The 25,125-nt window shown below is 63.0% G+C and carries 21 protein-coding genes; 10 read left to right on the top strand and 11 right to left on the bottom strand.

The window, feature by feature from the left end; translation table 11 throughout:
• Positions 1-87 precede the first annotated feature (87 nt).
• Positions 88-846 (top strand): GntR family transcriptional regulator, encoded by a 759-nt coding sequence (locus FRZ44_RS09640; RefSeq protein ID WP_225308626.1) that lies wholly within the window; start codon positions 88-90, stop codon positions 844-846.
• 10 nt (positions 847-856) lie between these two features.
• Here the strand turns inward: FRZ44_RS09640 and FRZ44_RS09635 are convergent, their stop codons facing one another.
• Positions 857-1,456 carry a short chain dehydrogenase gene (locus FRZ44_RS09635; protein ID WP_151176982.1) on the bottom strand — a complete coding sequence of 200 codons (600 nt, stop codon included), beginning with the start codon at positions 1,454-1,456 and terminating at the stop codon, positions 857-859.
• A gap of 102 nt (positions 1,457-1,558) precedes the next feature.
• Complete coding sequence (locus FRZ44_RS09630; RefSeq protein WP_151176981.1) at positions 1,559-2,269, bottom strand: TetR/AcrR family transcriptional regulator; 711 nt, start codon at positions 2,267-2,269, stop codon at positions 1,559-1,561.
• Between the two features lie 360 nt (positions 2,270-2,629).
• Between FRZ44_RS09630 and FRZ44_RS09625 the strand changes: the two genes are divergently transcribed.
• The 3 genes from FRZ44_RS09625 to phnN all read left to right on the top strand — a co-directional run bounded on the left by FRZ44_RS09625 (position 2,630) and on the right by phnN (position 7,586).
• A complete protein-coding gene (locus tag FRZ44_RS09625) occupies positions 2,630-3,751 on the top strand; it encodes an efflux RND transporter periplasmic adaptor subunit (protein WP_151176980.1) in 1,122 nt (373 codons plus the stop codon).
• Between the two features lie 30 nt (positions 3,752-3,781).
• Positions 3,782-6,865: an efflux RND transporter permease subunit gene (locus tag FRZ44_RS09620; protein ID WP_151176979.1), complete on the top strand. Its 3,084-nt coding sequence runs from the start codon at positions 3,782-3,784 to the stop codon at positions 6,863-6,865.
• A gap of 154 nt (positions 6,866-7,019) precedes the next feature.
• Entirely contained in the window at positions 7,020-7,586 is a 567-nt protein-coding gene (phnN, locus tag FRZ44_RS09615; protein ID WP_151176978.1) for a phosphonate metabolism protein/1,5-bisphosphokinase (PRPP-forming) PhnN, read from the top strand.
• A gap of 37 nt (positions 7,587-7,623) precedes the next feature.
• Here the strand turns inward: phnN and FRZ44_RS09610 are convergent, their stop codons facing one another.
• Positions 7,624-8,430, bottom strand: coding sequence for a bifunctional DNA primase/polymerase (locus tag FRZ44_RS09610; RefSeq protein ID WP_151176977.1), 807 nt, complete (start codon positions 8,428-8,430; stop codon positions 7,624-7,626).
• 21 nt (positions 8,431-8,451) lie between these two features.
• Positions 8,452-8,778 carry a c-type cytochrome gene (locus FRZ44_RS09605; protein ID WP_151176976.1) on the bottom strand — a complete coding sequence of 109 codons (327 nt, stop codon included), beginning with the start codon at positions 8,776-8,778 and terminating at the stop codon, positions 8,452-8,454.
• Positions 8,779-9,176: 398 nt separating this feature from the next.
• On the opposite strand from FRZ44_RS09605, the gene glk reads away from it, so the two are divergent.
• The 4 genes from glk to FRZ44_RS09585 are packed head-to-tail and all read left to right on the top strand — an operon-like array spanning position 9,177 to position 11,615.
• A complete protein-coding gene (glk, locus tag FRZ44_RS09600) occupies positions 9,177-10,130 on the top strand; it encodes a glucokinase (protein ID WP_151176975.1) in 954 nt (317 codons plus the stop codon).
• 18 nt (positions 10,131-10,148) lie between these two features.
• The gene (locus tag FRZ44_RS09595) at positions 10,149-10,412 is read left to right on the top strand and encodes a ChaB family protein (protein WP_225308625.1); all 264 of its coding nucleotides are present in this window, start codon (positions 10,149-10,151) and stop codon (positions 10,410-10,412) included.
• Positions 10,413-10,459: 47 nt separating this feature from the next.
• Entirely contained in the window at positions 10,460-10,975 is a 516-nt protein-coding gene (locus FRZ44_RS09590) for a DUF3775 domain-containing protein (protein ID WP_225308624.1), read from the top strand.
• 4 nt (positions 10,976-10,979) lie between these two features.
• Positions 10,980-11,615 carry a dienelactone hydrolase family protein gene (locus FRZ44_RS09585; RefSeq protein ID WP_151176974.1) on the top strand — a complete coding sequence of 212 codons (636 nt, stop codon included), beginning with the start codon at positions 10,980-10,982 and terminating at the stop codon, positions 11,613-11,615.
• 24 nt (positions 11,616-11,639) lie between these two features.
• On the opposite strand, the gene FRZ44_RS09580 is transcribed toward FRZ44_RS09585, so the two are convergent.
• From FRZ44_RS09580 to FRZ44_RS09550, 7 genes are all read right to left on the bottom strand, one after another.
• Positions 11,640-12,545: a carbohydrate ABC transporter permease gene (locus FRZ44_RS09580; RefSeq protein WP_151176973.1), complete on the bottom strand. Its 906-nt coding sequence runs from the start codon at positions 12,543-12,545 to the stop codon at positions 11,640-11,642.
• Between the two features lie 66 nt (positions 12,546-12,611).
• A complete protein-coding gene (locus FRZ44_RS09575) occupies positions 12,612-13,904 on the bottom strand; it encodes an extracellular solute-binding protein (RefSeq protein ID WP_151176972.1) in 1,293 nt (430 codons plus the stop codon).
• 102 nt (positions 13,905-14,006) lie between these two features.
• Entirely contained in the window at positions 14,007-14,813 is an 807-nt protein-coding gene (locus FRZ44_RS09570; protein ID WP_151176971.1) for a carbohydrate ABC transporter permease, read from the bottom strand.
• 45 nt (positions 14,814-14,858) lie between these two features.
• Positions 14,859-15,641, bottom strand: coding sequence for an SDR family NAD(P)-dependent oxidoreductase (locus FRZ44_RS09565; RefSeq protein WP_151176970.1), 783 nt, complete (start codon positions 15,639-15,641; stop codon positions 14,859-14,861).
• Positions 15,642-15,668: 27 nt separating this feature from the next.
• Positions 15,669-17,186: an FGGY-family carbohydrate kinase gene (locus FRZ44_RS09560; protein WP_151176969.1), complete on the bottom strand. Its 1,518-nt coding sequence runs from the start codon at positions 17,184-17,186 to the stop codon at positions 15,669-15,671.
• 4 nt (positions 17,187-17,190) lie between these two features.
• Positions 17,191-17,988, bottom strand: coding sequence for a BtpA/SgcQ family protein (locus tag FRZ44_RS09555; protein WP_151176968.1), 798 nt, complete (start codon positions 17,986-17,988; stop codon positions 17,191-17,193).
• A 47-nt stretch (positions 17,989-18,035) separates the two neighbouring features.
• The gene (locus FRZ44_RS09550; protein ID WP_151176967.1) at positions 18,036-19,151 is read right to left on the bottom strand and encodes an ABC transporter ATP-binding protein; all 1,116 of its coding nucleotides are present in this window, start codon (positions 19,149-19,151) and stop codon (positions 18,036-18,038) included.
• Positions 19,152-19,284: 133 nt separating this feature from the next.
• Between FRZ44_RS09550 and FRZ44_RS09545 the strand changes: the two genes are divergently transcribed.
• Positions 19,285-20,166 (top strand): DeoR/GlpR family DNA-binding transcription regulator, encoded by an 882-nt coding sequence (locus tag FRZ44_RS09545; RefSeq protein WP_151176966.1) that lies wholly within the window; start codon positions 19,285-19,287, stop codon positions 20,164-20,166.
• A gap of 363 nt (positions 20,167-20,529) precedes the next feature.
• Positions 20,530-25,062, top strand: a complete 4,533-nt coding sequence (locus FRZ44_RS09540) for an NACHT domain-containing protein (RefSeq protein ID WP_151176965.1) — start codon at positions 20,530-20,532, stop codon at positions 25,060-25,062.
• Positions 25,063-25,125: the final 63 nt, after the last annotated feature.

Raw genomic sequence — 25,125 nt, 5'->3', positions numbered from 1 at the left:
AAACGAATTGGCGCCCGGGCGATAGTTGTATACAAGGACCGGCGCTTCCGACGGCCAGCCGAGTTCGGCCTGTGGCGATTCGGGAAGATGGCCTCGGGCGCAGAGATGCAGGGGACGATGGACGGCAGTGTCGACAAGATCGAGATCAAGGCGAAGCGCGGCAGGACGCTGAAGGAAGCGGTCTATGGCTCGCTGAAAGCCATGATCCTGATCGGCGAGTTGCAGCCGGGCAGCCGGCTCACGGAAAGCGCGCTGGCCGAGCGGCTGAAGGTCAGCCGCACGCCCCTGCGCGAGGCACTGAATCGCCTCGAACGCGACGGCCTTGTCACCAACCGCCCGCGACACGGCTATTTCGTCGCCGCCTTCGACCTGAAGACGTTCGAGGAATCCTTCGGCATCCGCGAAGTGCTGGACGGCTATGCCGCACAGCAGGCGGCCGAGCGCGCGACCGCCGAGGACAAGGTAAGGCTGCGCGCAATCCTGGCACGGGGCCATGCCCTCGCCCGCCGGCCCGAACGCCCGATGGAGCAGATGGTCGAGCAGCTGCAGCTGGGTCTCGAGCTGCATCACGTGATCGCGGAAGTGAGCGGCAGCGGGCAGCTCAAGGACGCCCTCTCGCGCATCCTCGATCGCTGCCATCACTTCGTCTGGATGGAGCTCCTCTGGCTCGACCAATGGAGCGCCGCCCATGAGGAGCATGTCGAGATCGTCGATGCGATCTGCTCAGGCGACGGCGTGCGCGCCGGCGACCTGGCGCGCCGCCATGTCAGGGGATCGGGCAACAATATCCGGCGCCTGCTCCAGGCGCGCTCCGCTTACAAGAGCGCGCTCGCGCGGGTCTCCTGACGCGAGGGTTCTAGAGGACCGTCAGGACCTGGCCGGTCATCCGGCCTTCCACCGATTTCAGATAAGCGTTGGCGACGCGGGCCCCCGGCACCGGCTCGTGCCCGCGGAAATAATCGCCATAGGTCGGGAGCGATTCCGTCAGCACGCCCGGGCTCACCACATTGATCCGGAGGCCGCGCGGCATCTCGATCGCCGCGGCCTTGGTGAAGGATTCGAGAGCGCCATTCACCAGGCTGGCCGAGACGCCATAGCGGATCGGGTCGTGGCTGAGCACGCCGGCGGTCAGGGTGAAGGAGCCGCCGTCATTGATGTGATCGCGGCCGATCAGCACCAGATTCACCTGTCCCATCAGCTTGTCCTTCAGGCCGACCGTGAACTCCTTCTCGGTCATCGTTCCGAAATCGCCGAAATGGACCTTGCCCGCCGCAGAAACCAGCGCATCGAAGCTGCCGATCTTCTTGAACAGGCCGCGGATCGATTCCGCGTCGGTGATGTCGACATGGAGATCGCCGCCCTTCTTGCCGACCTTGACGATCTCATGGCGATCCTGAAGCGCGCCCACCACGGCCTTGCCGATGGTCCCGGTCGCGCCCACAACTACGATCTTCATGCCTGCAGACTCCCTTTGAACAATGAATTCGATCGATCCGCCCCCGGCACCCGGGCCGGCCCTGTCGGCCTGACCCGGTCCGGATAAGCCCAGGCCACCGCGTCAGCGCCGCTGCGCGCCCTGGAGAAAAATGTCGACGGCCTTGCGGACCCGGGCCTCGATGGCGGCGCGGCTGGGCGGACGGCCCTCGCCCATCAGCATGCGGTGATGGGGCTCGCCCACCACCATCCCGAACAGCATGCCGGCAGCCTGGAGCGGGTCGTCCAGTTCGAGCCGGCCGGCTTCGACCTCCTGGGCCAGCCAGCGCGCCAGCACGGATTTGCCGCGGCCGGCGCAGGCATTGTCGAAAGCCCGCGCCATGCCCGGTGCGCGCCAGGCTTCGCCGATCAGCACGCGAAACAGCGCCACATGGCGGGGCGAGAGGATGAACCGGGCGGCCTCGCAGAGATACTCCACCACCACTTCCTCAAGGGGGCGGGCGCCGGCGCCCTTCTCCGCGCCCTCGCCCAGCACCCGCATCCGATCGGTGATGACCGCCGCGAACAGCGCTTCCTTGGTGTCGAAGAGCTGATAGAGCGTCTTCTTCGACATGCCCGCATCCTGGGCGATCTCGTCCATGCTGGCGGCGCCATAGCCCTGCTCGACGAAGACCTTCTCCGCCACGGGGATCAGAAGACGGCGGCGCTCGTCCTCGGAGATTTCACGCGGCCGGCCGCGCGGACGCGACTCCTTGACCGGTGCAATCTTCCTGGCTTCCAGGCCCTGCGCGCGGCTTCGAGCGCTCACCGCCGAGACCGCCTTGCGACCCCTCATGCCTCACCCACTCCCGCCACCGATGGAAACATTTGCAATGTCATCAAGATCATCTTTGCGACTGGAATACCCGCGGGAGGATTATGGCATTCGCCCCGACCGCCGGGAAGCCAGGAAACCCGCCGGTTTCCGAACTATGCACCGAAACCGGTCCCATTGTAACCGCGACATTGTCGCCGACCCCGCCACGGGGGCTTCCCAACCGCTCATTGACAAGATATAGGAAACTCACTAGTTCCTCAAATCAACCCCTGCGGCAATCGGCGCCGGCCGGCGCTGGCGCCGGGTGGGTTTAAAATCTTCTCTCGAGGCGGATCGGCGAAATTCGCCGAAACAAATGGGCAATCAAGGATTCGAGCGATGATCAAACGCATGCTCATCATGCTGATACTCGTGGCCGCCGTGTGCGGCGGCATTTATGGCATGTGGATGAGGAAAATCGAGGCGATGTCGAATATGCCTCCGCCTCCGCCCGATACCGTCTCCACGACAATTGCCGCCTATGACAATTGGCAACCGCAGCTCGAGGCGGTAGGCAGCCTGCGGGCGTCCAACGGCGCCGATCTCGCCTTCGAGGTTCCCGGCATCGTCGAAGAGATCCATTTCAATTCCGGCGACGAGGTCAAAGCGGGTACGGTGCTGGTCAAGCTGCGCGACGACGAGGATATCAACAAGCTCCATTCGCTGCAGGCGGTCGTGGATCTTGCCGTCATCACCTATCAGCGCGGCATGAAGCAGCTGCCGTCGCAGACCATCAGCCAGGCGACCGTCGACGCCGACAAGTCTGAGCTCGACGCCGCGCGCGCCAATGTCGCCGAGCAGCAATCGCTGATCGACAAGAAGGTCATCCGCGCGCCGTTCGACGGGCGGCTCGGCATCCGGGCGGTCGATCTGGGCCAATATCTCGCCGCGGGCACGACCGTCGTGACCCTGCAATCGCTCGATCCGATCTATGTGGATTTCTTCCTGCCGCAACAGGCGCTGGAGCAGATCCGCATCGGCCAGGGAGTGATCGCCAAGGTCGACACCTACCCCGGCCAGGACTTCCCCGGGGAGATCGCGGCGATCGAGCCCAAGGTCGACTCTGCGAGCCGGAACGTCCGCGCGCGCGCCGTCCTCAAGAACGCCGATCTCAAGCTCCTGCCCGGCATGTACGCCACCGTCGATATCGCGACCGGCGAGCCGCAGCGCTATGTGACGCTGCCGCAGACCGCCATCACTTTCAACGCCTATGGCAACACGGTCTATCTCGTCGACAAGGGGCAGCCCGGTGCCGACGGACAGCCGAAACTGACCGTGCGCCAGACCTTCGTCAAGACCGGCGAAACGCGCGGCGATCAGGTTGCCATCCTCGAAGGCGTCAAGGATGGCGAGACCGTGGTGACCTCGGGCCAGCTCAAGCTGCGCAACGGGGTTCCGGTGCTGGTGAACAACTCGGTTCAGCCCAGCTCCGACGCCGCCCCGACTCCGGTCGGCTATTAAGCTTCCCCGAGACTGAATGGCGATCGAGCTATGAAATTCACCGACATCTTCATTCGCCGTCCGGTGCTGGCCATGGTGGTCAGCCTCTTGATCATGGTCCTGGGCGTTCGCGCCCTGACCTCGCTTCCGGTCCTCGAATTCCCGCGGACTGAAAACGGGATCGTCACGATCTCGACCGCCTATTACGGCGCCGACCCCGACGTGGTGGCGGGCTTCATCACCACGCCGCTCGAGAACGCCATCTCGCAGGCGAACGGCATCGATTACATGACGTCGACCAGCCAGAGCGGCATCAGCACGATCACGGTCAATCTGCGGCTCAACTACGATTCCAACAAGGCACTCACGGAAATCAACACCAAGGTTAATTCGGTGCTGAACCAGTTGCCGCCGGAATCGCAGCGGCCGGTGCTGTCGGTCAAGGTCGGCCAGACCATCGACGCCATGTATATCGGCTTCAGCAGCAAAGTGCTGTCGCCCAACCAGATCACCGACTATCTGCTGCGCGTGGTGCAACCCAAGCTGCAGTCAGTGTCGGGTGTGCAGACCGCCGAGATGATCGGCGCCAAGAACTTCGCGCTGCGCGCCTGGCTCGATCCGCAGAAGCTCGCGGCCTATGGCCTGACCGCCGCCGATATCAGCAAGTCGCTCTCGCAGAACGACTATATTTCCAGCCTCGGCACGACCAAGGGCCAGATGGTGCAGGTCGACCTGACCGGCGCCACCAGCCTGCATACGGTCGACGATTTCAAGCGCCTGGTGATCAAGCAGGCGAATGGCGCCATCGTCCGTCTGGAAGATGTGGCGCATGTCATGCTGGGCTCGGACGACTACGAGACCGAGGTCGGATTCGACGGCGAGAAAGCCGTCTATATCGGCATCCAGGTGGCGCCGACGGCCAATCTGCTCGATGTCATCAGCGGCGTGCTCAAAGTCTTCCCCGACATCCAGGCACAGCTGCCGCAGGGCCTGGAAGGCAAGGTCATCTACGATTCGACCAAGTTCGTGAACAGCTCGATCCATGAGGTGATCCGCACGCTGGTCGAGGCGCTGCTCATCGTGACCCTGGTCGTCTTCCTGTTCCTGGGATCGCCGCGCTCGGTTTTCATCCCGGTCATCGCGATTCCGTTATCGCTCATCGGTACATTCACGATGATGCTGCTGTTCGGCTTCTCCATCAATTTGCTGACCCTGCTGGCCTTGGTGCTGGCGATCGGTCTGGTGGTAGACGACGCCATCATCGTGGTCGAGAACGTCAATCGCCATCTCGAGGAGGGTATGTCGCCCTTCGCCGCTGCGATCCAGGCCGCGCGCGAGCTGGGGGCGCCGATCATAGCCATGACCATCGTGCTGATCGCGGTCTATGTGCCAATCGGCTTCCAGGGCGGATTGACCGGATCGCTCTTCACCGAATTCGCCTTCACGCTGGTCGGCGCCGTGACGGTTTCCGCGATCGTGGCCTTGACCCTGACTCCAATGATGAGTTCGCGGATGCTCAAAGCCCACACCGCCGATCGGAGCGGATGGCAGGAGCGTCTGTCTGACTTCATCGATCGCGTATTCGAGTCGGTGCGGCGCGGCTATCAAAGTCTCCTTCATGGCAGCCTGAACTACCGCCCCGTAACCATCGTGTTCGCAACACTGGTCCTGGCCAGCGTCTATGTCTTTTATTCTTTTTCCAAGACCGAGCTGGCGCCGCAGGAAGATCAGGGCGTTATCATCACGCTCCAGACCGCCGCGGCCAATTCGACCCTGCAGCAGCGCCAGTTGTACTCCCGCGAGCAGTACAAGATCTTCGCGGCTCACCCCGAGACCGATCATGTGTTCCAGCTCGACGTGCCGGGCCAGGCGATCGCCGGCATGGTGCTGAAGCCCTGGGACGAGAGGACCCGCGGAGCGACCGAGCTTCAATACCAAGTGATGGGACAACTCAGCGGAATCGCCGGCGCCAAGATCGTGGCTTTTCAGCCCCCCTCCTTGCCAGGCGGCATCGGCCTGCCGATCCAGTTCGTCATCGGCACCACCCAGCCCTTCGCGCAGCTCAACGAAGTCGTGCAGGCCTTCGTGCAAACGGCCATGCAGAGCGGGAAGTTCCGGTTTCTTGACCCAGATCTCAAGATCGACAAGCCGCAATCGACGGTGACGATCGATCGCGACAAGGCCGCCCAACTCGGCCTCACCATGAGCGATGTCGGCGGCGCGCTGGCGTCCATGTTGGGCGGCGGCTATGTTAATTATTTCAGCCTCGACGGTCGTTCCTACAAGGTCATCCCGCAGGTGCAGCAGAGTTCGCGCCTGAACGCGGACCAGGTTCTGAACTATTACATCCGCACCGCGGACGGCAGCACGGTTCCGCTCTCGACCGTTGCTTCGATCACCACGAAAACCGTTCCGCAATCGCTGAACCATTTCCAGCAGCTCAATGCAGCGATCATCCAGGGCGTCGCTGCCTGGGGTGTCACCACTGGCGACACGGTGAAGTTCCTGCAGGATTATGCCAAGACCAACCTGCCGCAAGGCTACTCGATCGATTTCGGCGGACAGTCGCGCCAGTATGTCCAGGAATCGAGCGGCTTCATCGTCACCTTCGCCTTCGCGCTCATCATCATCTTCCTGGCGCTGGCGGCGCAGTTCGAGAGCTTCCGCGATCCTCTGATCATCCTGATCTCGGTGCCGATGTCGCTGGCGGGTGCCCTCGCCTTCATCTTCCTCAGTGTGGGCGGCGCCACCCTCAACATCTATACCCAGGTTGGCCTGGTGACGCTGATGGGCCTGGTCAGCAAGCACGGCATTCTCATCGTCGAGTTCGCCAACGACCTGCAGCGCCAGGGCCGCAGCAAGCGCGAGGCGGTCGAGATGGCGGCCGGCATCCGGCTGCGCCCGATCCTCATGACCACCGCCGCCATGGTGCTGGGCGTCATTCCGCTGCTGATCGCGACCGGCGCCGGCGCCGTGTCGCGCTACAGCATGGGCCTCGTCATCTCGAGCGGCATCGCCATCGGCACGCTCTTCACCCTCTTCGTCGTCCCAGCCTTCTACATGCTGCTCGCGGCCGATCACTCGAAGAGAGACGTCCCCCAGGAAGAGGCCCTGGTTCCCGAACCGCAGACCTGAAGGAAGCGGCGATCCCCCAATCGCCCCTGCCGATCTGGTGACCCGGAGCCCCGAAGCGCGCTAATGCCGAGGGGTGCCGGGCTCCGATCCGGCGGCGGAAGACGAGCCTTTCCAGGGATTCTGGTAGCATGGCGGCCTCCGACAGGAGGTCGCCATGGTTTCGCAGGGACAATCCACCCGTGTCGTCTATGTGATGGGCCCTTCCGGCGCCGGGAAGGATTCGGTGCTGCGCTACGCGCGGCGCGAGCTCGACGGCCGCTATCCGGTCCTGTTCGCCCATCGCTACATCACGCGGCCGCAGGGCGACGACATCGAGGACTATATCGCGCTCTCCCCGGGCGAGTTCGAGCTGCGCCTGGCCCACGGCCTCTTCGCTTTCGACTGGGACGCCTATGGCTGGCGCTATGGCATCGGCGCGGAAGTCGATCTCTGGTGCGCGGCCGGACTGACCGTAGTCGTCGACGGGTCACGCCAACATTTCTTGAAGCACCGCGCGGCGCTGACGCAGGTCTTGCCCGTTCACATTACGGCTCCGGCCGAAACCCTCAAGCAACGGCTGATCGCCCGAGAGCGGGAGACGCCGGCCGCGATCGAGAAGCGGCTCGAGCGCTCGGCGGCGCTACAGCCGGTCGCTCCCACTCTCGTGACAATCGATAATGGCGGACCCCTGGAAGTCGCCGGCTCCGCCTTTGCGACCCTACTCCGACAGCTAGCAGGGTGACACGTTCTCGGCGCCCCGTCCGCATCAGACCTCGCGATCAGGAGTCGCCTTCGTCTTTTGCATGGCGGGCGTGGGTTCGCACGATGCTCTCGACGACACGGCCGACTTCTTCTTCGGCCAGGGGCGGCCGACACCGGACGGCGTTCCAGCACAACATCAATTCGAGCACGACCGCTGGATCGACCCCATGCCAGAGCATATGGCCGGTCAGCGAAGCAATCCGACTGTTGCGCTCGCCTTCATCGACACCTCTCTGAACGAGACTGCGCCAGTATCGCAACGGGTGACCGGCTGTCCCGGCGTCCTCTCCCACCGTTGTCAGCCAAGCCGGAGCATCGGCGAGCCTCACTTGATCCGGTCCGCGGTCTGCCCGCCATAGATATTGTCTGCCCGAAGGGTGGAGGGATGGCGGCGCCACCACATATCCGCCGTCGGCGCGCAAATCGAGGCCCGGCTCGAGGCCGGCTCGATTGCGGACCGTTCCGCCCGGATGTCGAAAATAGAGATGATGACCGCCGCCACCCGTCGTCACCTCTGGTGTGACCGGCAGGGCGCCGCGGCGATCTTGCATTTCCGCCAGGCTTTCCTCGCCGCCATGGCCGGGATCGACATCGAGCACGATCAGATTGGAGATATTGCCGGTTACGATGCCGACATTGGCGTCAGGCCATTGCCGGAACCATCCATCGACTTCCGCCGGCGTGGGGAGGCGGCGCTGGAATGGCTCCCACCGGACCAGGGGCCGCTTGTCTCCATGGCGGACCGGGATGACCGCCCAACCCCGTCGCCGATATAACGCAGCCCATTCCCCCGGTGGTCCCTTCGCATTGAGGGTGCTCTCCACGGTGCGAGCCGAGCGCAGCGACTATTGCGTCTTGAGACTCTTCAGGTAGGCGATGATGTCGTCTTCCTGCTGTTTGGCCAGGTCCAGTCCCGGCATGGGCGGATGCGGATCGGCAAGCCAGGCGTGCAACCGTTCCGGTGTGGTCGTCGGGTCATTGCTGATGCTGGCAAAGGAAGGCGCGGAGTCGCGCGCGACACCGCTGGGCTCCACCAGATGGCAGGAGGCGCACCACTGGCGAGAGAGCTGAAGCCCATTGGCAACGTCCGCCGCCGTTGCGCCGGAGGCCGCGCTGGCGACAGCCAGAAAGACAGCTGTGGCAAGCCAGCGAGCCCGTCGAGATCCATGCATCGAGCATCCCTCCGCTCTTCGAAGCCATGGGCTTCGATGGGGTTTCACCATTGGATCGGTCCGCCCCCAATCCCGCGATTCCGGCCGTGCCGCAGCAGCAACAGAACCGACTACCATCGGATTCGCGTGTGGACGGCCGGCATCATGATAGCCTGGAAGCCTCCAATCCCGGGAGGGACAAGATCGGCAGCTCGGGCCAACCCAAAGGGGCATTGTGCCACCAAAATGCCTAGGCTCAGAGCGACCGCCCCCCCGGTCCGGCGTCTTGACGCCCGGACGGGACTGCGCCATGTCCTCACGGGACAGCGAATGACTACGACTTGCGGGGACCGGCATCGATGCGAGCTGCTCTATGGCGGCAATCTCGATAACTCCATGACAATGGGGAAACCGCGATCGTGAAGCCGTATCTCCTGGGCGATATCGGCGGGACCAATGCCCGTTTCGCGCTGTGCGAACAGGGCGCCATCGGGCCGATCGAGCGCAGCCATACCGCCGATCTGCCGACCTTCCTCGATGCCGTGGATGCCTATCTTGCACCGCGCGGCGGGAGAAGCGGGATTGCCGGCGCCGCCATCGCCGTCGCCGGTCCCGTCGCCAACGGCCGTTGCAGCCTGACCAACAGCAACTGGACCGTGGACCAGGAGGCGTTGAGACAGGCGCTCCATCTGCGGGACGTGGTCGTGGTCAACGACTTTGCCGCCATCGCCCGATCGCTGCCTCGCCTCGGCAAGGCCGACCTGGTGGCCATCGGCGGCGGCAAGGCCGTCCCGGGGGAACCCGCCCTCGTGTTCGGACCTGGCACCGGGCTGGGGGTTGCGTGCCTGTTCGCAGGCCCCGAAGGCGACATTGTCATTCCTTCCGAAGGCGGACATGCGACGCTGGCGAGCACGAACGAGCGCCAGGACGCCATCATCCGGCATCTGCGGTCGCGTTACGGGCATGTATCGGCCGAGCGCGTTCTTTCGGGAAGCGGGCTGGTCGCGCTTTACGACAGCATCGCGACGATCGACCGAAAAATCGTCGCCGTGCGCGATGCGGCCGGGATCACGAGCGCCGCGCTGGAGGGAAGCTGCGACGTCTGTCGGGCCGCGCTGGACATCTTCTGCGCCATTCTTGGGAATGTCTCCGGCAGCCTGGCCCTGACGTTCGGGGCGCGCGGCGGCGTTTACATCGCCGGCGGCATCGTGCCCCGTTTCCCGGCGCATCTGCCCCGGACCGAGTTCCGAGAGCAGTTCGAGGCCAAAGGGCGCTACCGGTCCTATCTCCAGGATATCCCGACCTGGGTGATTACCCACCCCGAGGCGGCCATGGTTGGACTGTCATCGATGATCGACAAGACTATGCTCTGAGCTTCCAGGCCGAGGCCGATGGGCCGGCGCTTCTGGATCGTCACACCCGCCGGTGTCTTCAAGGCGATGCCCTATTCTGTGATCGAAGACCTGCCGCCCGGCGTGCGCGGGCATCTCCCGCAGCATGCCCAGGAGATCTATCTGGCGGCATTCAACAATGCCTGGGCGGAATATGGTGGCGATCCGCGGCGCGAAGAAATCGCCCACCGGGTCGCTTGGGCTGCGGTCAAGCGGCTCTATATCAAGATTGGCGATCGATGGGTGCCCAGGGATCGCATGTAGCGTCCACAACGAAGCGGCTTTGAGGTCTCCCCGAACGGGAGTTCCCTTTGACCCAGGTCAAGGCGCCGGCATGGGTTCCCGTGCTTGAGTATTCAGGATCGCCGCCAATCCTCGGTAGAAGGACCATGCCCATGACGATGACCCCGGTAACACCGCCGCAGCTCGAAATCGGCCTCAGCAAACTCTGTTTCATCCTCATCAAGGCGCGGGAATTCGACGCCAAGGTCGAACCGCTCGACCTCGACGCCGGCTCGAATCCGGGCGATGACGACGAGCGCGAGGTGTTGGAGGACTATCCCGGCGACGCCACCCAGCAGGAGTTGTTCGACGCCATCGACGGGCTGAATGTCGACGAGCAGATCGAACTCGTGGCGCTGACCTGGCTGGGCCGGGGCGACTTCGAGGCGCGGGAGTGGAAACAGGCGCTCGCGACGGCGCGCGAAGCCCACAATGCCCGCACCGCCGCCTATCTGGTCGGAACGCCGAACCTCGGCGACGAGCTCGAAGAGGGAATGGCCGCCCTGGGCTTGTCCTGCGCCGACGTCGAGATGAATCACCTCTGAGGTCATGTCGCAATCCATCACCATTCCCCCGTTCGGGTTGGAAGGGTCGCTCGACATCCCGCTCCGCGCCACGGCTCTCGTCATCTTCGCCCATGGCAGCGGCAGCAGCCGCCTGAGCCCGCGCAACAGGCAGGTGGCGGATGCCTTGCGCGCCTCCGGCCTGGCGACCCTGCTCTTCGATCTCCTGCGCGCCGATGAAGGCAGGGATCGCCGCCTGGTCTTCGATATCGGCCTGCTGGCGGTGCGCCTATCGGCGGCAACCGCGTGGCTGAAGGCGCGCCCGGACTGTCACGATCTCTCCCTTGGCTATTTCGGCGCCAGCACGGGCGCCGCGGCGGCCCTGATGGCAGCCGCGGAGCCGGGCTCGCCGGTCCAGGCCGTCGTATCGCGCGGCGGACGCCCCGACCTCGCCATGCCCGCGCTGCCCCAGGTCCGGGCCCCGACCCTGCTGATCGTCGGCGAGCAGGACCGCGACGTGCTCGCACTCAATTGGCAGGCCCTGGAAGCGTTGCGGTGCGAGAAATCTCTGTTGACCGTCCCCGGCGCCACCCATCTGTTCGAGGAGCCGGGCGCGCTCGAGTTGGTCACCGATCATGCGCGCCGCTGGTTTCTCGATCACCTAACGACCGACAAACGGTGACCGGAGGCCAGACGATCGCCACCGCTATCCCTTGCGCGTGATGATCCGGAAGAACAGCACCGTCAGCGCCAGCACCATGCCCAGCAGCACGAAGGAAGCCGCCGAGCCTTCATTGATGCTGAGGCCGAGGAAGGCGCGCTTATAGGCGAAGTAGCTGAGCAGGTCGGTCGAGATGCCGGGCCCGCCCTTGGTCAGCACATAGACCAGATCGTAGGTCCGGAACTCGTTGATGAGCTGGATGATGATGGCGATGGCCGCGATCGGCCGCAGCATCGGCAGGGTCAGGTACCAGAATTTCTGCCACTCCTTGGCGCCGTCGACCGAGGCGGCCTCGTAGGGCTCATGCGGCAGCGAGGCCAGGCCGGCGGCCAGGATCAGGATCACGAAGGAGACCTGCTGCCAGACGTCGATGAAGACCACCGACCAGAAGGCGAGCCCGGTAGAGCCCAGCCAATCGAACCCCGGATGGCCGAAAAGCTCGAACAGGCGATTGACGATGCCGAGATTGGGCTGCAGCAGCATATGCCAGATCAGCGCCACGCTGACCGGCGACATCGCCATCGGAATCGTGAGCACGGCGAAGTAGACCGCCTTGAGACGCACCACGCGATTGAGCATGAGGGCGACGGCCAGCCCCAGCAGAAACTCGGCCGAGACAGTGATGCCGGAATATTTGATCGTGAGCCAGACCGAGTTCCAGAAATACTCGTCGGCCATCACGGTGGCGAAATTCTCGATGCCCACGAAGGGCAACAGCTTCGGATGCAGCAACGTGAAGCTCGAAATCGAAAGCAGCACCGCATAGGCCAGCGGAAATCCCATTACGATGGCGATCACCGACAGGCCCGGCAGCGCGAACTTCCAGCCAGTGACGGCCCACCGGTCCCTCGTTCGCCTTGGCCGCGCCGTTCCTATCGCCAGATCGGTCATGGAGTCCTTCGGGAATGAAGGTATCGGCGGAGGCCCAAAACGGGACTCCGCCGGCACCCGGGGTCGCTACTGCGCTTTCTTCATCAGGCCGTCCAGCCCATCCGCCGCTTCCTTGAGCGCATCGGCCGGCTTGGACTCGCCCGAGCCCGCCAGCGAGAGCTGACGGCCCAGCACATCCTCGTATTGCGCCGAATAGGCGAAGATCGGGAAGGCATCCCCGCTCGCCACCACGTCCAGCGCCTGCTTATAGAAGGGGAACTTCGCGAGCACGTCCTTGTTCTCATAGGTGTCGCTGCGGACCGGCGCATGACCCTCGAGGGCGCGGGCGATCGAGATCTTCTCGCCCTGGACCCAGCTGATGAACTTCCACGCCGCTTCCTGCAGCTCGGGACTCTCGTTCTTCGGAATGGCCCAGCCCCAGCCGCCGCTTTCGCCATGCCCGCCCGGCATCACCGCGAGCGCCACCTTGCCGGCGACGTTGGGGCATTTCTCCTTGTTGTCGAGCTGCGGCAGCATCCACCAATAGGTGACCATGCTGAAGGCCTTGCCGTCGCACATCAGGCGGTAGGTGTCGTCGAGCGTGGCCGAGAGCGCGCCCTGCTGGGCGCCATTCTTGATGTTGTCGACATAGAGTTCGAGCGCCTTCAGGCCCTCGGGGCTGTTCAGCACCACCTTGCGGTCCTTGTCGAGATAGGCACCGCCGGCGGAGAAGAGATAGTTCGAGAACTCCATGCTGTTGGGGTCGCCACGCTGGCCCTGCATCGCCGACCCGGCGACGCCGCCACTGGCTTTCATGAACTTGCTGAGCGCCACATAGTCGGCGAGCGAGGTCGGCAGAGCGAGGTCCTTGCCGGTCGCGGTCTTGTAGGCCGCCGCCAGCTTCGCATCGGCCAGCAGGTCGGTGCGATAGATGAGCCCCATCGAGTAGTTGTACATGGGGATCATATAGAGCGTGCCCTTATGGTTCCCGACCAGATCGAGCATGGAGGGGAAGAAGGGCTTGAGATCGAAGCCGCTCTTGTCGACGAAGGGCTTCAGGTCGGCGAGCCAGCCGGCTTCGGGAAACTCGCCGGCCCAGAGAAAATCGACCTCGAGCACATTGTAGTAGCTGCTGCTGCCGGTGAGCTGCGTCACCAGCTTGTCGTGCATCTCCGAATAGACCAGCTTCTGGAACTCGACCTTGATGCCGGTGTCCTTCTCGAACTGCGGCAGCATCGCCTCGATGATCTGCGTCTCCGGCACGTCCTCCATCAAGGCATGGAGCGTGATCTGGTCGGCATGGGCGACCGTCGTTCCCGTCGTCATGAGCGCGGCGAGCGAAATGCCGCCGAGCCAGGCCGTCAAATGTCTGAACCTCATGGGTATCCTCCCTTGTGTCTGATCGATCGACTCTCGTTGTACCCGGCTTGGTTCCGCCGGGCTTGGATCTGGGCCGGTAATGGTGTTGGTACGAACGCTCCCTTACTTGATCGCGCCAAAGGTCAATCCGCTGACGAGATATCTCTGGATGAAGCGCGAAGCGATCAGCAGCGGCGCCACGCCCAGCACCACGCCGGCCGACACCTCGGCGATCTGCACGCCGTTCTGCGATTGAAGCCCTGAGAGCGCGACCGGGATCGTGGCGGTCGTCGGGCCGGTCAGGACCAGGGCGAAGAGGAACTCGTTCCAGGCCAGGATGAAGCCCAGCACGCCGGCCGCAGCAAGGCCCGGCAGCGAGACCGGGATCACGATGCGCCAGAAGGCGCCCCAGGCTGTGGCGCCATCGGTCATGGCCGCCCATTCCAGCTCGACCGGCACGCCCTCGAAGAAGCCCATCAAGATCCAGGTGAGGAAGGGGAGATTGACGGCGGCATAGGCGATCATCAGGCCCGGCACCGAGTTGGTCAGGCCCGCCAAGCGGAAGATCGCGAAGACCGGCAGCACGATCGCGACCGGCGGCAGCATCTGGGTCGCCAGCACGATGAACCGGCTCGCCTGCCCGCCCGTGCGGAAGCGCGCGAAGGCATAGCCTGTCATCGCCGCCAGCGGCAGGGCCAGCAAGGTCGAGCCCAGCGCCGCCATGAAGCTGTCCTGATAGGCCAGCGCGAAATCGTCCTTGGCGAAGAGCTTGACGTAATTGGCGAGCGTCAGCCCCGGAAAGAGCGATGTCTGGTAAGCGAGCGAATCCGGCACGAAGCTGGTGCGCAGCACCCAGAGCGGCGGCAGCAGGATATAGAGCGAGAACAGCACCAGGAGCAGATGCGGGACGATATTCCTGCCCTTCTTCATGGCGCCTGTATCCCGCTGCTCATCGAAACCATCCTGCTTCCCGCCTCAATCCATCGACACGCCACCACTGGCATTGACCGCCTCGCCCGTGAGAAAGCGCGACAGGTCGCTGGCCAGGAACAGGACGATATCGGCCACATCCTCGGGCTCCTCGATCCGGCCCAGCGGCGTCAGCGAGATATATTCCTGGCGCACGGCCTCGGGCGTCATGCCGCGCAGCTTTGCCTCCCAGACGATCTCGCGCTCCTGCATGCCGGTGCGCACGAAGCCGGGGCAGACGCAATTGACGCGGATGCCATGCTTCGACACCTCGCGCGCCAGGGCCTGGGTAAATCCCAGCACCGCGAACTTGCTGGCAGAATAGTGGGCCAACAGCGGCGCGCCGACCTTGGCCGCCAGCGACGCGGTATTGACGATGACGCCCGGCCGATCGGCCTGGCGCCAGCGCCTGACCGCCGCCTGGTTGGTCAGGAACACGCCCTTGGCGTTGACGTCCATATTGGCGTCCCATTCGGCCTCGGTGATATCCACCACCTGATTCATGGTCGAGATGCCGGCATTGGCGCAGACGATGTCAAGCCCGCCCAGCCGCTTCCAGACCTCGTCGAAGACTTGGGCGGTCGCGGCCGCGTCGGTCACGTCGAGGGCGGCCGAGAGCGGCTTGCGGTCGAACTCGCGCGCCACGGCGGCTGCCGCTTCACCGTTCTTGTCGGTCACGAAAACCCGGGCGCCAGCGCCCGCGAGCGCCGCCACGATCGCACGGCCGATTCCAGAGCCGCCGCCGGTCACCAGGGCGAGACGGCCTTCGAGCAGCTTGGCGTTGATCATGGTCGGTGTCTCCTCAATCCCAGCCCGTCAGTCATTCCGTTCCAGCTTCGGATAAAGCGTCTTCAGCCGTTCATAGGTCTCGCGGAAATTGGCGTAAGCCCGGTCATAGATCGCGGTCTGCGCCGGGCGCGGTTCGAACACGCGCCCTCCGGCCACATAACGGCTAACGCCTGAGAAGGAATTCATCAGGCCCGCGCCAACGCCCGCGACATAGGCAGCACCCAGACAGGAGCCCGGATGATGCTCGATCCGCTGCACCGGCCGACCGATCGCATCGGCCGCGATCTGCAGCCAGAGATCGCTGACGGCCCCGCCGTCGCAGGCAAAGACGCGCTTCACCGCAAGGCCACGCTCGGTGAAGACCTCGACATGGTGGCGGAAGCCGAAGATCACCCCTTCGAGCGCGGCGCGCCAGATATGGGCCAGGCGATGATGCAGCCCAAGCCCGACGATGGTGCCGCGCGCGTAAGGGTCATGCAGCGGCGTCTTCTCGCCGAGGAAGTAGGGCAAAAGCACCAGCCCTTCGGCGCCGGCCGGGACTTCCGCGGCCAGACGATCGAGCCAGGAGAAGATCGAGACACCGGCCGCCGCGGCCTTGGGCTCCTCGCCCGCCGCCAGTTCCCTGACGATCCATTTGAGCAGGCTGCCGGAGGTCGCGGTGCAGCCATTGCTGAAATAGTGATCGGGAATGACGTGATAGTCGATGAAGAGGCGCGGATCGGTGACCGGCTTGGCGGTCGACAGCAGGATGTCGCCGGCGCCCCCGAATTTGAGCACGAGATCGCCATCTTCCGCGGCACCCGCGACATAGGCCGAGGCAACGTGGTCGGCACAGCCCGCCACGACCGGCGTCCCTGCCGCAAGGCCGGTAGCGACGGCCGCAGCCTCGCTGATCGTTCCGATCAGCTCGTGAGATTGGCGGATCGACGGGAACACGTCGGGATCGACACCCGCCGCCGCCACCAATTCCTCGGCAAAACGCCGCTTGCCGAAATCCATCAGGCCGGACTCGAGGGCCCAGTTATGCTCCACATGGCGCGCCCCGGTCAGGCGGTAGGCGATGAAATCGTAAGAACCGAACACGGTCGCGATCGACCGGAAGACCTCGGGCTCATGGCGCTCCAGCCATCGCAGCTTCGGCGCCACCAGCTGCTGGTTGATGCTGCCCCCGGTCAGGCGGAAGAAGCGCTCGGGATCGATGGCCTGGCGCATCGCGTCGATCTCGCGGGTCGCGCGGGCATCGTTCTGCTGAATGCTATGCCGCAGGATCCGGCCATTCCTGTCCAGAAGCACCACGGCCGGGACCATGCCCGTGACACCCACGGCTGCGACGTCCCGACCCTTCAAGCCGGTCCGCGCCAGCAGCTCGGCCGTGACCGCCTGGACATTGGACCACCAGAGCTCGGGATCCTCCTCGGCCCAGCTCGCATGGTGCGAGATGAGCTCGCTCGGCCGCGACGCGGTCGCCAGCGTCCCGCCCTCGCTGTCGATCAGGATCCCGATCGTCGAGGTGGTGCCGATATCGAGGCCGAGCAGAACCGCCATCGGGTTACCGCGACTTTCCGACCAGATCCATGAAACGCTTCACACGATCGCCATCGACGGCATTGAAGGTCTTGCCGTCGACCTTGAAATGGGTGCCGACGATACACCCGTCGCCGATCGAGAGGATCTCTTTCACCGTATCGATATTGACACCCGTATTGGCGAAGACCGGCTTATCGCCGACAGCTTCCTTGGCCGAGCGGAGGTCGCTGGTCGATGCCGCCTGCCCGGTCATCGGCCCCGACACCAGGATCACATCGGCAAGCGCCGAGAACACCGCGCTCTTGGCGCGCTGCGCCACCGACCGGGTACCGACCGAGGAAGCAAACTCCGCATTGACGTTGAACATCAGCTTCAGGTCGTCACGGCCCAGATTATGGCGCAATCGCAGGGCCCCAGCGCAATCGGGTTCCCAGGTTCCCATGTCGGACTCGAAGACACCGGTCATGATTTCCCGGCCGAAGCGGGCCTGGGTCGCGACACAGAGCGCCACTGTGGCCACGGGGTCCCACAGATAATCGGCTCCGAACGGAATTTTGATCGTCGATCGCAGGGCGCCGATGACTGCTGCCATGGCCGCCAGGCTCTCCGGTGTCGCCTTCAGCAGATAGGGCCGGTCGTTCTCGTTGCCGAACATGACCGCGTCGACGCCACCCTTCTGCAGACGCTCGATGTCGGCGGCGGCCCCGTCGATGATGGCACCGATCCCGCCCTTGGCATCATAGAGCGGCGATCCGGGCAAGGCGTGCAGATGCACCATGCCGATGACGGGCTTGTGGCTGCCGAAGGTTTCCTTGAGCATGACGTCTACTCCATAAAGTTCCGCCGGACCGGGACCCGTCTCCGGGATTAGGCCCGCCGCGCGATCGCGTTTGTGGTCCCGGGGTCGAACAATCTGATCTCGTTGCCGTCGACGAAGAGGCGCTGATTACTGGCGATGGCGGCGCGAAAGTTTCGGCCGAGCCGGGCCGATATCTCCTTGCCGGGAATCCCTCGCGGCGCCAGCACCAGGATCACTTCCGCGCCCAGCGCCTCGAGGGCGACCACGTCGCCTTCGATCGGCTGCCATCCGGCGTTCTCCTGCTTCTCGTGGAGATCCTCGGATCGGATGCCGAGAATGACAGTCTTGCCGACCCAGGGCTTGACGCTCTGGGCGTAGGCGTCGGGTACCGTCAGACGAAGGCCGCCGCTCGCCATGACCGGCGCTCCGGACGGACCGGCGCTCAATGTCATCTCGAGGAGGTTCATCGGCGGGCTGGCGAGGAATCCGGCGACGAAGGTATTGACCGGGTTGCGATAGACATCGAGCGGCGCGCCCGCCTGGATCATCTGGCCATCCTTCATGATGCAGATCCGCTGGCCCATGGTCATGGCCTCGACCTGGTCATGCGTCACATGGATGATGGTGGTGCCGAGCTGCCGATGCAGCTTGACCAGCTCGAGGCGCATATCCGCCCGCAACCGCGCATCGAGGTTCGAGAGCGGCTCGTCGAGCAGAAACGCCACAGGCTCGCGGACCAGCGCCCGGCCCAGCGCCACGCGCTGGCGCTGCCCGCCCGAGAGCGCCCCCGGCTTCCGGGCGAGGAAGCCTTCGATCCCCAGCATGGCCGCGACCCGCTGCACTTGCGGGCCGATCTCGGCCGTGGACCGGCCATGCATCTTGAGACCGAAGGCGAGGTTCTCAGCCACAGTCATATGCGGATAGAGCGCGTAGTTCTGGAACACCACGGCGATGTCCCGGTCGCGCGGCGCCACGTCGTTGACGAGACGGCCGCCGACATAGATCTCTCCCTCGGTGATGCTCTCGAGGCCGGCGATCATGCGCAGCGCCGTCGACTTCCCGCAGCCGGAAGGCCCCAGCAGGATCATGAACTCTCCGTCGCGAATCTCGAGGCTGACGTCGCGCACCGCGGTAACCGCGTGGCCATAGCGCTTCGTGACATGCCGCAGTTCGATCGACGCCATAAATCCCCGCCACGGCGCGCACCATCATCCCGCCGTCTGACCCCTAGATTTTCACATTATCGAACAAATAACAACATCTACTCCCACAATATGTTATAATTTGTGCGAATTGCCCCAGGGGGCATGGAAGCCAATGACATCGAGGCGAAGCGCGCCGGCTCCGACGAAGGGTCGCCAGACCGAGGGCGAGGCGGGCCGGATATTGGCGGGCGCGCGCCAGGCGCGGATTGCCGAGATCGTCGAACGGATCGGCTTCGTCTCGGTCGCCGAGGTCGCCGCTACGCTCGGCGTCTCCGGCATGACCATCCGGCGCGATCTGGAGCGACTGGAAGCGCGCGGGCTTCTGACCCGCACCCATGGCGGCGCCATGGCCATGGCGGTCGAGCGCGCCGACACAGCCGGCCGATCCGACAGTGCTGCGCGCGGCGAAACCTACGATGCGGAAGAGCCGGCCTTCGAAAGGCGCCGCCGTCGCAATGCGACAGCGAAGGCGCGGATCGCGCGCGCCGCGGCCGGCCTGGTCGGCGCCGGCGAAACCGTGGCGCTCGATGTCGGCACCTCGACCCTGGCCCTCGCAGAGGAGCTGGTCGCTCGCGACGATCTCCGCGTCTTCACCAACAACCTCCGCGCCGCCATCGCCCTCACCCGCAGCCGGAGCCCGGTCTATCTGCTGGGCGGCCAACTTCGCGGGGCCGAACTGGCGGTGGTCGGCCCGGCGGCCACTGCCCAGGTCAACGATTACTATTTCGACCGCGTGTTCCTCGGCGTCTCGGGCGTCACCGAAGCCGGCTATTTCGACTACGCGCTCGAGGATTCCGAAATGAAGCGCGCCTTCATCGCTCGAGCGCGCCAGGTGATCGTGCTGTGCGACGGGTCCAAATTCGATCATCGCGCGCTGGCGCGGATCTGCGCACTCGGCGATGCCGGCATGATCGTCACCGACCGGGCACCCCCGCCCCATCTGCGCCGCGCACTCGATGAGGCCAAGGTCGAGATGCTGGTCGCGGCGCCCTGACCCCGTCCTGAGTCCACTTCCTCACTCCTCCCGTCTTACTCAACTCAACCTGGCAGCCAAGCTACTGGATCCTCGGCATAAGCCTTTGTTTTCACCGAGAGCGGCAATCGAATAACCGCGACAACTTCCTAACCCAAATTCATGCAACAACAATTTCTTAAAGCAATCTGACGGGGGTGCCGCATGTTCCTTGCTGCCTCCTAGAATCCGCCCAGTCCTCCTTTATGCTGGGCTACTCTACCCTGGCCTCGCCGAGTGCTTGCGTGTTGACGGGCCTTCGCGGATAGATTGTCGACACTTAGACGGTTAAGATGCTTGAGACTCGACCCGTTTTGGTTGTCGGGGTGTTGACGAGAGTAGACCTTGTCCATGTTGGCTGGAGGCGTCGCAGATAAGCTCGGCAACGAGTACGAAGCGCATTGGACGCTGATCGAGGCGCTAAAAGTGCTGCGGGGTGAGGCGGATGAAATTCGCCTTGAGCCCTTCAACGAAAACTCCACAGGCTTGGAGTTCAGGCTGTCTGCAGATGGGCTGAATTTCTGGCATCAGTGCAAGCGGCGTCGGACATCCGGAAGCTGGACTATGATCGCCCTCAAAAATGAGGGTGTCATCCAAGCGTTCGCCGGTAAACTAGTCGATCCGTCCAACCACTGCGTGTTTGTTTCCGCAGACCCCACCGCTGCGTTTAAGTCGCTGCTGGAGAAGGCTCATCTCGCAGAGACCGTAAAAGACTTCATTGACGGGCTTTCCGACTCGGATCGTGAGACACGAAAGCAACTGGGCGAAGCTTGGGATATCGACTCGCAAACAGAGCTAGATTGGCTCAAGCGGTGCCAGGTAGAAACTGTATCCGACTACTCCATACTCCGAGAGTTCACGGGAACCGCCTCGCTTCTGTTTGAGGCTGACCCAGAGGAGGTCCGCGATCGTCTGTCTCGTTTCCTGATATCAAAGCTCACGCAAACAATCACGACCGAAGGCTTCCGGGCTGCGATTGATGAGCTTGGGATCGGCTGGAAAGCACGCCTTGATACGAGACTAGACGGTAAGTTTTCTGAGGCAACTGATGATTATCTCGCTTCCCTGCCGCCGCGGATTGCCAACCATGCGATTTCGATCGCGGATGTCGATGAGGCTGCGGCGCTGGCGATGGATCAGGGCCACCACCTTACCGTGGTGGCTGGCGGCGCTGGGAGCGGAAAAAGCGTTGCGCTCGCCAAGATCGTTGAGAGTGCTCGGGCAACTGGATGTCCGGTTTTGGCTTTCCGGATTGATCGATTTCTGTCCTGTCACGCGGTCGGCGAGATCGGCACAGCCCTTGTGGGCCGAGCGGAGAGCCCGGTTGGCCTGCTGGGTAACCGCTACGGAAACCAATCCTGCCTACTGGTGATCGATCAGGTCGATGCAGTCAGCGAGGCCTCCGGACGATCCGGCCGGATTCGTGAGCTGCTGTTCCGTATGCTGGGCGACTCTCATTTTTACCCGAAGATGAAAGTAGTCATCGCCTGCCGCTCTTACGATCTGGAACGAGATAGTCGCCTTAAGCCGCTATCCGAAAATATTCTAACGCGCTCGATCACAATGCGGCCGCTCAGTTGGGATGACGCGGTAGCGCCTGTAATGGTGCGACTTGGACTGGCCGACCGCCAATTCAATATCCGAGAGCGAACGATCCTTTCTATCCCAATCAATCTTCAGCTCTTCGCGAGCATCGTCCTCGCGGGTGAAGAAATGGAAGGCGAGATTTCCAGCGGTCGGCTGTTCGACCGACTTATGGAAGTTCGGGGGCGTGATTTTATTGCCGCCGGCCTTTCATGGACGCCTGACGCCGCCTTGGGCGCAATAGCCGCGAGTATGAGCGAGAATCAGGAGCTGATAGCGCCGCCAGCGGTGCTGGCGGCTTTTCCCGGCTCGGTTGATGCTTTGAGTTCCCACGGGCTCATTAGTGCGGTTGGTGGAAAGCTACAGTTTGCCCACGAGTCTTTCTTTGACCACACATTCTCCCGTCACTTTCTCACTACCGGGCAGTCGGTCCATGACCTGCTAACAGCCGACGAGCAGCGCCTTTTCCGACGAACCCAGGTTCGCCAAATCTTCTCACGTCTTCGCGATCTGGGGGTGACGCGCAGATATCTCGCTGATCTCAAACAGGTTATGGACGGCGATGACATACGTTACATCGTCAAGGACGCGGTGGCCCATTGGCTCGCCGAAGTGGACACGCCGACATGCGGAGAGCTGGAGATTGTTCAGCCCTGGTTCACTACGGAACATACCCGGAAGAATCTCGCCAGGCTCATTCTGCATGGCCGCGACTGGTTGCCGCTCATCATTAATTCTGGACTGATGCAAAGATGGATCGATGAGAGCGATGAGACCAAGGACCTTGCCTTCTCAGTCCTTCGAAAGGGAGCCCCGCGTCACTCTAGTATCGCCGCCGCGCTGCTTCGGAAGTGGTGGGCTGGCGATGCGGAGCGGGGCGTTCATCTCATCGCCTGGCTAAACAGACTTTACGCTGACGGACCGATTGGTGAACTTGAGACGCTGTATGGCGATCTCGTTGCGGCGACGAGCGACAAGGACGTTGCCAAGAAGCTATCTGAGAACTTCGATCTCGGAGCCTGGACGCACAAGAATAAAGAGCTTGGCGCGCGCATACTCGCTTTCTGGCTTCAGCGATGGATGAACGCATTCCCGCAATGCCATCCGTTTGACGACGTTCATGATGGCCAAAGCACGACTCACTGGTTGAAGAAAATTGTCGAAGATGCGCCACAAGCATTCCTTGATGCGGTCGTGACGCCTTTCGCGGAAGCTCTCCGGCGAAACTGTGATGCGGTCGGGCATCAGGAACGAGATCGGCAGACGATTAGGGTGCCATTCAGCGAGTACGACCAGCCCTATGTGCGCTTCCTCGCCGAGGCGCTTACCAGCTTCGCCACCCGAGATCCAGAGGGAGCGTCAGGCTATCTAGATAAGATTGAACCCATTGGTTCTGTTGCGCTGTATCTTCACTTGATAGCCATAGCAGCGAATGGCGAGCATCTCGGCGACCGGCTGCTTCCACTCATGCAGAACAGGCAGGCGTTTAAAATCGGCGAGATAGGAGGCCAATGGGCACCAGTTGCCAAGGCCGCCAAAGCCGCTTTCCCTCATCTTTCTCCCAAGAATCGTTTGGCTATTGAAGCTATCGTAATGGCCCATCGTCCAGAACTCGACTGGGCCAAGAAGTATTGCGCTCGCACGAGGGCTGATGAGACGCTGGATTTCAAGCATGCTGAGGGATACGTCATGCGTATTCTCAACTCCTCCGGAGAGGACGAGAGGGCCATTCTGACGACAATTGGCCGGGAACATTTAAGTCTCAGTGCGCTCCGCCGTCTCGACGAACTAGACCGCAAGTTTAGGCATGGGCCATTACCCGACGCCCACGGCATAAGAGGTGGCTGGGTTCAATCGCCGATCCCGCCAGACAAGGCGATCTTCATGACAGATAATCAGTGGCTGTCGGCGATGGAGCGATATAGCGACGACAACTACCACCGCTACGAACGGGAGCGGGTCATAGGAGGGGCGCGGCAGCTTGGCTCCGTTCTCCAAGCAAGGGCAAAAGACGAGCCTGAGCGCTTTATCAACCTGCTGGAACGGATTCCGCTGTCGGTGAACGCCGAGTATGCCGAGTCAATTCTGAGTGGCGTGCGCGAGAGTACCGCTGAGGCGTCATTGGTCGCGCGTGCGATCAAGGCGGTCACCAAGTGGCCTGATCACTCGTTCAACCGGACGATCAGCTGGACTATCCAGAAGCATCCGAGTGCGGCGACTGACTCTGAAATACTGGATCTTGTGCTTCGGATCGCTGAGTTCGGCACGGCGTCAGACACAGCCGTGCATACCACAACACCTTCCCGGGACCCGCGTAACTCCGTGCGTGAACTCCTGAGCGAGAATGGCGATCTTTATGCGAGTGGCATCAATCAAGAGCGAGGCTCTGCATATGAAGCTCTTGCTACTGTTCTGTGGAATGACCCCAGCACTTTTGATGACGTCGCGACGCTTGTCGAACGCCGAGTCGATGCGGAGCCACTTGTATCTGTTTTGATGTGCATGATGCACACTGTAAACTCCATTGCGAAGCATGATGCCGAACGGGGGATCGACCTTCTAAAGCGGATCGCTAGCCGTGATCTAAAGTTTATGCGGTCTCAACCCGGACACCACATGCTGCGATGGATCAGCTTCAGCTATCCCGATCAGGCAACGGATATCGTTCAGCATTTGATTGCCTCCAAGGACAAGGAACTGAGGGTTCTCGGACTTTTCCTTGAATCCGGAAATGCGCTGGATGATGACACAGCAAGTGCCGCGTTTCTCGATAGCGCGGCTAATGATGTGCTCCGGCGGCAGGTCGCGGCTTTTCGCGGCTCTTGCAACCTGACATCAGACAAAGTTGGCGACCGCGCTGCTCGGTGGCTTTTCGTGCTAGTTGATGACCGCGAGAAAGTGGTGCGGGACGAGCTTAATCATATGAACTGGGGCGAAGTCCTGGATGGGCAGACGGATCGGTCAAGCCTTGTAAGAGCATACCTGAGCTCGGCGACATTTGAAGAGCATTCTGACGACTTGGTTCGCGCACTGGAGGAGCGTGTTGATCGCTACCCAGACCTAGCGTTCGAGATGCTCCACCGGATACTGGCGCTCTACCCGGTCTGGACGAAGGAAGGCCTCCAAGGCCACTACATGACTGGCCATCATCTAGGACGTCTTCTTATCGAGCTTTACCGAGCAACGGAAGGCGACAGCGGGCGGGAACGGGAACTGCTGGACCTCTTCGATACCTATCTCGCCTGTAATCTCCACGACATGCGCAATGAGATGAGTAGCTACGAACGGCACTAGTCACCCATTAGTCCAGTGCGACATGCTTTTCCGCGTCTGCCAAGCCTGCGCTGACGTACTATA

This window comes from Hypericibacter terrae (assembly GCF_008728855.1).
Lineage (GTDB): Bacteria > Pseudomonadota > Alphaproteobacteria > Dongiales > Dongiaceae > Hypericibacter > Hypericibacter terrae.
Note: the sequence above shows the minus strand (reverse complement) of the source record. Positions and strands in the feature narration are given on the sequence as shown.